Source organism: Autumnicola edwardsiae, assembly GCF_031846505.1.
Taxonomy (GTDB): Bacteria; Bacteroidota; Bacteroidia; order Flavobacteriales; family Flavobacteriaceae; genus Autumnicola; species Autumnicola edwardsiae.
Genome location: NZ_JAVRHP010000006.1, coordinates 56,772 through 66,662 on the forward strand (window position 1 = coordinate 56,772; position 9,891 = coordinate 66,662).

7 protein-coding genes are annotated in these 9,891 nt (G+C 43.5%); all 7 read right to left on the bottom strand.

Annotation, left to right across the window (positions count from 1 at the left end; translation table 11 throughout):
• Positions 1 to 3: 3 nt before the first annotated feature.
• Positions 4 to 2,277, bottom strand: coding sequence for a xanthine dehydrogenase family protein molybdopterin-binding subunit (locus tag RM529_RS02425; protein WP_311483154.1), 2,274 nt, complete (start codon positions 2,275 to 2,277; stop codon positions 4 to 6).
• A gap of 15 nt (positions 2,278 to 2,292) precedes the next feature.
• On the bottom strand, positions 2,293 to 2,757 hold the full coding sequence (locus RM529_RS02430; protein WP_311483155.1) for a (2Fe-2S)-binding protein: 465 nt from the start codon (positions 2,755 to 2,757) through the stop codon (positions 2,293 to 2,295).
• 272 nt (positions 2,758 to 3,029) lie between these two features.
• Positions 3,030 to 5,213, bottom strand: coding sequence for a xanthine dehydrogenase family protein molybdopterin-binding subunit (locus RM529_RS02435; RefSeq protein WP_311483156.1), 2,184 nt, complete (start codon positions 5,211 to 5,213; stop codon positions 3,030 to 3,032).
• Between the two features lie 10 nt (positions 5,214 to 5,223).
• A complete protein-coding gene (locus RM529_RS02440; RefSeq protein ID WP_311483157.1) occupies positions 5,224 to 5,688 on the bottom strand; it encodes a (2Fe-2S)-binding protein in 465 nt (154 codons plus the stop codon).
• Between the two features lie 11 nt (positions 5,689 to 5,699).
• Positions 5,700 to 7,940, bottom strand: coding sequence for a xanthine dehydrogenase family protein molybdopterin-binding subunit (locus RM529_RS02445; protein ID WP_311483158.1), 2,241 nt, complete (start codon positions 7,938 to 7,940; stop codon positions 5,700 to 5,702).
• 1 nt (position 7,941) lies between these two features.
• Entirely contained in the window at positions 7,942 to 8,931 is a 990-nt protein-coding gene (locus RM529_RS02450; protein WP_311483159.1) for an FAD binding domain-containing protein, read from the bottom strand.
• A complete protein-coding gene (locus RM529_RS02455) occupies positions 8,928 to 9,449 on the bottom strand; it encodes a (2Fe-2S)-binding protein (RefSeq protein ID WP_311483160.1) in 522 nt (173 codons plus the stop codon). Before RM529_RS02455 ends, RM529_RS02450 begins: the two co-directional genes overlap by 4 nt.
• Positions 9,450 to 9,891: the final 442 nt, after the last annotated feature.

The following is a 9,891-nucleotide window of genomic DNA, read 5'->3' on the forward strand; positions in this document are numbered from 1 at the left end:
GGCTTAACCTACTACTTTTTTAGTTTCCAATTGATTTATAAAGGGTTGTTTATATATCCTTTGTCCTGTTGCTTTGTACAATGCATTTGCCAAAGCTCCCTGCACCGGAGGAGAGGGCGGCTCTCCAAGTCCTGTGGGATCCTGCCCATTATCAATAAAGTGTACATCAATCTTTTTAGGAGCCTGGCGGTGGCGAATGAGCTTATAAGTATCAAAATTCCTCTGTTGTGGCACACCATCTTCAAAGGTCAACTGGCTGTACAAGGCGTGGCCAATTCCATCAATTGTTCCACCTTCTACCATATTTTTAGCTGCATCTGGGTTTACTACGATTCCACAGTCTACTGCACAGATAACCTTATCAATGACCGGTTCATTATCTTGTAAGTTCATTTCCAAAACCTGTGCTACATAGGAATTATGGCAGTAATAGGCAGCGACACCCCGGCTTGAAGCAGAGCTGCTGTTATTATTCCAATCGGCTTTATCTCTAACCAATTCCAAAACCCCGGCATAACGGGAAGGATCATAATCATTGTTTTCCCCTACAGGATTATTTTTTGCACGTTTCAGCAAATCAAGGCGAAACTGAATAGGATCTTTTCCCATTTCTTCTGCAAGTTCATCTAAAAATGATTGTTCTGCTCCCGCAATGAAATTTGATCTTGGTGCTCTAAAAGCCCCTATGGAGATTTGAGAATCTAATATCCAGCTTTCGGCAAGGTAATTATCTACAGCTCCCGCCGGAAAACGATTGGCAAAAAGCGGACTTTCTCCAACTCCCCCTGCATTGACGTGAAAGGCGGTAAGATTGTTATCCCCATCCAGGGCCGCCCGGTAGGTAACGTGGTAAGCAGGGCGATATACCCCGTTGGTCATATCATCCTCCCGGGAATATATAAGTTTTACCGGAGCTCCCATTTTTTGAGAGATTACCGCAGCTTCTACAAGAAAATTGCCATAGAGTCGGCGACCAAACCCTCCTCCCATACGAGTCATTTGTACGTCTATATTCTCCAGATCTAAACCTAACCGCTTGCTAACGCTCTTCTCAGCAAATTCGGGAGTTTGAATAGGTCCTAATAATTCTGCCTTTTCATTGGTAACATTAGCAAAAAAGTTCATTGGCTCCATACAGTTGTGTGAAAGGAAGGGGCAGCTGTAGGAGCGTTCGATAACCCGCGTTGCGTTTTTAAAAGCAGCCTCGGGATCTCCATCCTTTCGTATTGCTTCAGATTCTTTAGAACCTGCTTCGGCCATTAAAGAACTATGGGATTGAGAATTTTCCAATCCACGGGTATCCCTTAAAGCCGGTGATTTTTCAAGAATTACAATTTCTTCTGTCAGTTCAGGTTTCAGGTCCCATTCTACCTCCAAAGCTTTTTTTGCCTGCATTACCTGCCAGGTAGAATCACCCACTACTGCTACCAGTTTCGGAAAAGAAGTTACATCACTCCATTCTTTTTCCATATCATCCGGATACGTGTTTATCGGAAATACATCTTTTATACCGGGCATTTCCTTTATCTTTTCGGCATCCATAGATTTGTATTCCAGTCCAAATGCAGGGGGTTGTACAATCATAGCAATAAGCATATCATCACGATGAACATCAAGACCAAATAATGGCTGGCCTGTCACTATTTTTTTTGCATCTACGTTTTTGCGAGAGGTACCTATAATTTTAAAATCAGTATTCTGTTTAAGCTCCACTTCTTCAGGAACCTCTACTGTTGCAGCAGCTTTTGCAATTTCACCGTAACCCATAGACCTGTCGCTAGCTACATGCCTTATTACCCCTTTTTCGACGGATAGTTCTGCCACCGGGACATCCCACAACCCTGCTGCAGCCGTAAGTAACATTTGCCTGGCAGTGGCTCCTGCCATTCTTAACGGCTCCCAGCTCTGACGGATGGACTGACTTCCTCCAGCTATTTGCCTGGAGAAGACATCCGTATTTAGAGGCGCTTGTTCTACTATTACGTTTTTCCAGTCCACATCCAGTTCTTCAGCAACGAGCATGGGCATTGAAGTTTTTACGTTTTGACCAATCTCCGGGTTTGGGGAATAGATCGTAACGACCCCGTTATCACCTATTTTAAGATATCCGTTTAATTCAAACCACTCATCGGGCATTTGCATCCCCAGTTCCTTTTCAGCTTCTTCCGTACCACGGCCACATCCAAGCCAGCTAAAGCCCAGTACCAACCCACCTCCTGCAAGAGAAACACTTTTGATAAAGGATCTTCTACCTATTCCTGTTTTTACTTTACTCATTCTTGTAGTTTTAATTTAGACTATCCCGGAGTTCGAAGCGGTTTTAATTGCTGCCTTAATACGGGTATAAGTCCCACATCGGCAAATATTTCCGTTCATAGCATTCTCGATCTCTTTATCACTCGGGCTTGGTTTATTTTTTAGCAGTGAGGCAGCTGACATTATTTGGCCAGCCTGGCAATAGCCACATTGTGGTACATCATGCTCAAGCCAGGCTTGTTGAACAGGATGATCTCCATTTTCAGAAAGACCTTCAATTGTAGTAATCTCATTATCTTCAACTGAAGATACCGGGATTTGACAGGATCTTATAGCATTACCGTTAAAGTGCACGGTACAGGCACCACATTGTCCTATCCCGCAGCCATATTTAGTACCTACAAGTCTTAGATGGTCTCGCAGCACCCATAAAAGAGGCGTATCTGCAGCTGCTTCTACAGTAAATGATTGTCCATTTACATTTAAATTATATTCCGGCATAACTGATTGTTTTAAGAATAGAGTATTAAAAATAACTAATTTTAATTAAACTTCTCGTGAAGTAATAAGCCTGAATTTCAAATATTTAACCCCTGAAGTAAAAATCTGGATATAAAATAAGTACTTTTTAAGCTCCTCAGGCCCGCAATGCAACAATTAATTCACAATATTACAACAACTTATATATGAATATAAAAATTAAATTCTGAAATTTTTATAACAGATTTAGGTTTATCTGCATATAAATTTTCAAGTATAGACTTTAACACGTTCTACCTAAGATATTTTTCGACCGGATTCACCGGCAAATCCCTGATACGCTCTCCGGTGGCGTCAAAAACAGCATTTACTACTGCTGCCGCAGATGGCCCCTGTGCAGCTTCTCCGGCGCCGAGAGGTTTTTCCTCAACCCGGTCTATCACCTCCACCTCTACCTCAGGAATTTCTTCAAATCTAAAAATAGGATATGTATGCCAGTCCCTGCTGGTAACATGTTCTTTATCAAATTGCACTTCTTCCCGAAGCGCCCAGCTGGCAGCCTGGATCATTCCTCCTTCCGTCTGGTTCTTTAACCCGTCCGGATTAATCGTTTCCCCGGAATCTATTACTCCCCACATTTTTTTCACTTTTACAATACCTTTGTCATTCAGCTGCACATGAGCTGCAACAGCAAAATAGGAAGCCGAATTCTTATAATGCGCAAAGGCATAACCCAATCCTTCCCCGTTTCCTTTTTTTACTTCGGAAGTCATTTTTTTAATTCTATCGAGACAGGCAACGGCCCGCTCATCATCGAGATGGTCCAATCTAAATTCCACCGGATCTTTTCCTGCTTTGTGTGCCAGCTCATCCATAAAGCACTCTATGGCAAAAATATTTCCGAAGGCACCCAATGCCCGCAAAGCAGATTTCCGAAGCGGCCCCTGAAAAATATGCGAGGTTGTTTGAAGCGCGTCGATAGCGTAGTAAGGTTTAGAATTGCGGACTGCCCCACCCTTAAATCCCACGCCGGGAACCCCATGGTCGCGGTCTAAAAAACGGGCAGGCAACAAGGTTTTTGGTTCTCCATTGGGACGTGTGCTGTGGCCATCTGACCAGAAATCGTATTTCCAACCCTGAATTTTTCCATCGGAATTTAATCCCGCCTCAAGTTCCATAATCATAGCTGTACCATAAGGCTCCCATCGGTGTTCTTCGTCCCGCATCCATTGCAGGCGCACGTGCCTCCCCGGAAATTCCACTGCTAGCAAAGCTGCTTCCGCAGCAACATCATCTGCACCATTATGTCCGTAACACCCGGAACCGGGAACACCTTTTACATGAATGGAAGCTTCCGGAATTTCCAGAAGATTCGCCAAAGTTTCCCGTAGCGGATAAACTCCCTGCGTATGGCTCCATACCTGCAGTTTTTCGTCTTCAAAATAAGCGACTGCACAGGAAGGGCCATTGGCCGCATGCATAAGGTAAGGTTTATAATAAGCAGCCTTATGTTGAATTGGAGCTTCTTTAATGGCACTTTCCCAATCTCCTTTTTCTTCTTCTGTTTCCACCTCAGCATCGAGTGTTTTAAGGTGTTCTTTTAACGGCACACCTGCAGGTAATTCATCCCCCAACTCCCATTGTGCGAGGTCATTTACCTCCCAGCTGAGTTTGATCGCCTGATATTCTTCTTCAGCAATAACCCCAACAAAACTGCCGATACGCACCAGCTTTAAAAACCCGGGGAAACCCTCGAGGGACGAATCGTCCAGAGAACCAAGCTTTGAAGTATACCCCGAAGGACGAATAACACGGGCATGGACCATCCCGGGAAAATCAAGATCCTGAACATAATCCAGGTTTCCGCGAACCATCTGGGATATATCCTTACGCGGCACCGGTTGCCCTACATATTTTCGCCTTGTTTTCCCGTAAATTTCCGAAGGCTGTCCTATTTCTTCCCTTAACTGCCTGCCTTCAAGCACTTCATAGAGGCTCATCTTTTCATTTCCACCGCTTATAGTTCCATTTTCCAATGTGAGTTCTGACTGCGGAACTCCCCATTTTTCTGATGCCAGGTTCAATAATTTTTCCCTGGCTGCGGCGGCAGCATTACGAATAGACATGGCACTGGTCTCTATGGAGCGGCTTCCGGCAGTGTAGCCTTCGTTCGCCGTAACCCCCGTCTCTGCAAGGTTCACTTCCACAAGATCGGGACTCGTATTAAGTTCTTCTGCAGCCACCTGTGCCACCGCTATCCTAATGCCCTGCCCAAGTTCCATTTTCCCGGTGAGAATGAGGATGCTGCCATCTTCCATAACCCGTAGCCATGCATTAATATCTTCAGGTCGATTTGACTCGTCAGATTCTGCCACATTTTCACCGGTTTCATTACTCATGCAGGCAGTTCCTAAAAGAGAAAAACCTATACTCACAAATCCCAGCTGTTTAATAAAATCACGTCGGGTAAATATCATAAAATTGTTTTTATAAAGCCGATGCTTTCTTTACTGCTCTAATCACTCTGGCGTGTACTCCACAACGGCAAATATTCCTGTACAAACCTGCCTGTATTTCCTTATCTGAAGGATTTGGCTTTTCATTCAGTAATCCCACAGAAGCCATGACCAGCCCGTTGAGGCAATAGCCGCACTGCGCAGCCTGTTCTTCAACAAATGCCTGCTGTACCTTGTGTAGGTTTCCGTTTTCATCTCCAAGACCTTCCAGGGTGGTTATTTCCATTTCGGCAGCACGTTCTACGGCAATAAGGCAGGATGGATTGGCTTTTCCGTCAAAAAGTACCATACAGGCACCACATTGGGACAATCCGCAACCGAATTTAGGCCCCTTGAGCCCCAGATTATTTCTAAGCACATAGAGCAATGGCGTTTGAGGATCTACATTTACCTCATGTTCCTTTCCGTTCACTCTAAGCGTTATTAAAATCTTCATAAACGTATTTTTTAAATTTTTCTTTCTGTCATTGCCTTGTCCAGGGTTAAAGGCAAACTTCTTATTCGTTTTCCGGTGGCATGGTAGACCGCATTACTTATGGCAGCCGCCACTCCTACCAGTCCAATCTCACCAATTCCTTTAGCGCCTACAGAACTTACCACATTATCAGGTTCTTCTACAAACAGGATATCAATATCGGGCATGTCTGCATTTACCGCAACATGATATTTGGAAAGATCGTGATTTATAAACCGACCAAAATTATGATCCATAAAAGAATCTTCATGCAGTGCCATCGAAATTCCCCACACCACACCTCCCAAAATCTGGCTATGAGCGGTTTTCAGGTTTAAAATACGGCCGCCATCAATAGCACTCACAATCCGTGTCACTTTAATGGTACCGAGATCTTCATCTACCTTTACTTCTGCAAATACTGCCGAATGGGTATTGCGATTATACTTCCTTTGTTTCAGCATATTTGGAAGCAGCATATATTTTTTCCGAATTTTTTCGAGATGGCGGGATTTCATAACTTCTGAAAACGTCATGTTTACAGAAGGGTCATTTTTATCTGAAATCTTTTCATCTGAAAAAACCACATCTTCCAAATCGGCACCTTTAAAGGGAGAGCCTTTAATTTTTCCGGCTTCTTTCAGCAGTTTTTTTGCTATTTTTCTACAGACCTTCTGAACAGCCGATCCTACTGATGCTGCTGTTGATGATCCTCCCTCTATAAAGGCAAAAGGCAGATCTGAATCTCCCAGTTCAGCCGTGACTTTTTCCAAAGGAAGCCCCAGCGTTTCTGCAGCTATCTGAGTCATAATAGTATAGGTTCCTGTTCCAATATCGGCAGTGGCGCTACCTATCGTAAGTGTACCATCTGCAGAAAATTCGGCTTTCGCCCGCGCCGGCACCTGCATAGCATCCCATACTCCCGTAGCCATTCCCCAGCCTGTAAAATGATTTCCATCTTTCATAGAACGTGGCTCAGGATTTCGTTTCTCCCAGCCAAACCTTTCTGCTCCCTGTTTAAAACACTCGCGCAGGGTCTTTGTAGAAAAAGGTTTTCCATCGCTCATATCCTCTTCAGTATAATTTTTAAGCCTGAGTTCCAACGGATCCATTTTCAGTTTATACGCCAATTCATCCATAGCCGCTTCCAGGGCATACATTCCTGTAGCACCACCGGGAGCCCTCATATCCAACGGAGTGTAAACATCCAGGCGCACCACTTTATAAATTTGTTCTATGTTCCCGCAGTCATATAATTTTGCAGACCAGTTCACAATATTTTCAATGTATTTCTCGAAGGTCGAGGTTTCGGAATATGCCTGGTGACTAATGGCTTCAATTTTCCCTTTGGTAGTTGCACCTAATTTTAGGTTTTGAATGGTTATTGGCCGGTGACCAAAAGAAAACATCTGGGGCCGGGTAAGCTCTACTTTTACAGATCGTTTTAATTGCAGCGCGGCAAGCGTAGCCATGAACAGCTGATACTGCGGTCGTAAAGCCGATCCAAAGGCACCTCCCACAAAAGGAGAAAGCACCCTTACCTTCTTTTTGGACAATCCAAAAACCATAGAGATGTAATGCTGGCTGTTAAGTACTCCCTGAGTTTTGTCGTAAACTGTAAGGCTTCCGTCTTCTTCATAAAATACGGTAGAAGCATGCATCTCCATAGGGTTGTGATGTTCTGCCCCGTGAGAATATTCCGCCTCAATCTTTACTTCAGCATCTGCGTAAGCTTCTTTAAAATTTCCGATTGATTCGGGAGGTGTGAAGCCTGCTCTTAAGCCTTTCCCTTCAATAGAATCTGCGAGATTATCTGCAAGTTTTGTACGATGTTCCTCTACCTCATAATCTACCTTTACCAGCGTGGCAGCGTATTGCGCCAGTTCCAGTGAGTCTGCTACCACCAATGCCACGGGCTGCATGTTAAACTGAATTTCATCGCTATGGAGAGGCCGAAAAGGATCTCCCGGGGGAGCATCCATGTCTTTATAACTCAGGTCCAGCCAGGCGAGGCTGGGAATGTTATTATGAGTAAAAACCTCAACTACCCCATTAATATCTAATGCCTCCGCTGTGTCAATATTTTTAATTCGTCCTTTTGCTATGGTTCCCGAAACCACTACGCCATGCAAAAGACCTGGCCGGTGAAACTCTGCAGTATACTTGGCGGCCCCTGTGACTTTGTCCCTGCCGTCTACACGATTTTTTGGTTTTCCTATAAAACTTGTTGCCATCTTATTCCTCTGTTTTAGCAGCCTGCATTAGTGCACGAACGATAGAACGCCGCGCAAGTTCAATTTTAAACTCGTTGTATTTGTAAGCTTTTGCTTCACTCACGATAGCATCAGCAACAGTTTCAAAATTTTCCTTTGTAGCTTTTTTATCTTCCAGCAAAGCTTCCGCTTCTTTGTTCCTCCAGGGTTTATGAGCCACACCACCCAAAGCAATCCGGACTTCTTTAATTTTCCCTTCCTTTATATCCAACCCAACAGCAACAGAGACCAATGCAAAAGAATAAGATGCCCTGTCCCGGTTTTTTATATAAGTAAAGTTTTCTGAAAATCCTTTGGGAGGCAGATCTATAGCTGTTATCATTTCATCTTCATAAAGATTTGAATCCTTTTCCGGAGTATTTCCCGGCAGGCGGTGAAAATCTTCAAAAGGAATAGTCCGGTCGCCATCAGGCCCCGTTACCTGCACTTTGGCTTCCAGAGCTGCAAGTGCCACACACATGTCTGAAGGATGCGTAGCAATACATTCCTCACTTGCCCCAAAAATGGCATGCCAGCGATTATATCCATTAATGGCAGAACAACCTGTACCCGGTTCCCGCTTGTTACAGGGCGTTGCAGGATCATAAAAATAATAGCAACGCGTTCGCTGTAACAAATTCCCACCATCTGTGGCCTTATTCCTTAATTGCGGGGAAGCACCAGCCAGAATTGCATGGGAAAGTAACGGATAACGTTCTTCCACTTCTTTATGGTAAGCCGTGTCGGCATTGGAAACAAGCGCGCCAAGTCGCAATCCGCCATCTTCAAGTGCTTCAATATTTTTTACAGCAACACCTGTAATATCTACCAGGTGCCCGGGATGCATAATATCAAATTTCATCAGGTCAAGGAGATTGGTGCCACCGGCAATAAATTTTCCTTCTTCTGCTTCTGAAATTACTTTAATTGCCGTGGCTTTATCCCCGGCTTTTGTAAATGAAAATGGTCTCATGATCTGCTCTTTTCCAGCGCTTCCTGCACTACTTTTGTTATATTATTGTATGCGCCACAACGGCAAATGTTCCCACTCATCAGGTCCCGAATATCATCAAGACTGTTGGTCTTTCCTTCTTTAATAAGACCAATTGTGGAGCAAATTTGTCCCGGTGTGCAATAACCGCACTGGAAAGCATCGTGCTCTATAAACGCCTCCTGCACAGGATGGAGCTCTTCTCCTTTTGCCAATCCTTCTATAGTGGTAATTTCTGCCCCCTCATGCATTACTGCAAGTGTAAGGCAGGAATTTATCCTTGTGCCGTCAAGAAGAATTGTACACGCACCGCACTGGCCGTGGTCACAGCCTTTTTTAGTTCCGGTTAAGTGCAAATGTTCCCGTAACAAATCCAGGATTGAGGTCCATACCTCTACCGCTATTTCCTGTTTTACACCATTTATGGTTAGCGTGACCTCCCTCTTTTCTACGGAAAAATCTGCCGGTTCAGATTGGTTGGGTTGATTTTGTTTTGTCATGGATGAAGAAGTTGGTTCTGGATGTTTATATATTATTTATTTCTTCTGAAATTCCGGTTTTCCAAAGACTTCAGCTAAAACAGGGAATGGAAAATTGCCTTTTTCAACACTATACCCTATTGTAGTTCCTGAAGTTTATTCACATTTTAATGATAAAAAAGCTCAACTTCAGAAAAAAGATTACAGAGTATCTTCTAAAAGAGAAAAAATTCACAGTCTTTACTAAATTTAGTAAAAGATTACAGAACATAATTTTAATTGAAAGAGTTTAAAGGTTTTTTATGAAAATTTGATGTGGAAGAAACAAGCTTCATATATTCAAAAGCTGCATTTTTCTTCCGGAACACCATGATTTAAAGGAAAAGAGCGAAAGAGGAAATGAGCAAATTAAAAGAGAGGTGAAAATTGGCAATTATCGGCTTCAGTAAAAAAGTTGATGAGG